The organism is Ruegeria sp. AA6, from assembly GCF_056542865.1.
Map to the genome: position 1 here is coordinate 1 of NZ_JBQGAN010000081.1, position 582 is coordinate 582.

Consider the following 582-nt stretch of genomic DNA (forward strand, 5'->3'; position numbering starts at 1 on the left):
CTGGTCGAACGCGTCAGTCGCTATGCTGTCGTGATGCGCAATGAGGATCGCCAGTCCAAGCCGATCATGGAAGCGCTGATCCAGGGGCTGGCTCCCCTGCCCGCCGATGCACGTCAGTCGATCACCTTCGACCGTGGCACCGAGTTCTCGGCCTGGAGGCACCTCAGGGCCGGGATCGGCGCGGATGCCTGGTTCTGCGATCCACAAGCGCCGTATCAGAAAGGAACGGTCGAGAACACGAACAACAGGCTGCGGAAGTATCTGCCTCGCTCAACCGAACCGACGGCGCTGACAAATCGATATTTGAGGTCGATTTGTCAGCGCCTCAATTCGACCCCCCGCAAGTGCCTCGGCTACCAAACGCCTGCAGAAGTCTTCGAAGCCAAGCTGATGGAGATCCAGAACCGTTTGGAATAAAAGGACATATCAAGAACTGCACTTCAACATGAGTTCACAAGCCGCAAAGCTAAAATGTCACCCATGAGCAATTCAGGAATGTCACTCTGCCCTCAAAAATCATTGAGGGCGAGCGGACATGGGATGGGTGGTGATGAGTGAGCGCGAGTTGAACCGCGTGGAGGT

1 protein-coding gene is annotated in these 582 nt (G+C 56.5%); it reads left to right on the forward strand.

From position 1 onward, the window contains the following. Nucleotides 1-417, forward strand: a 417-nt coding sequence (locus ACR0LN_RS23960; protein ID WP_480433248.1) for an IS30 family transposase, incomplete at its 5' end; no start/stop codon positions are given. Between the last annotated feature and the right edge of the window lie 165 nt (nt 418-582).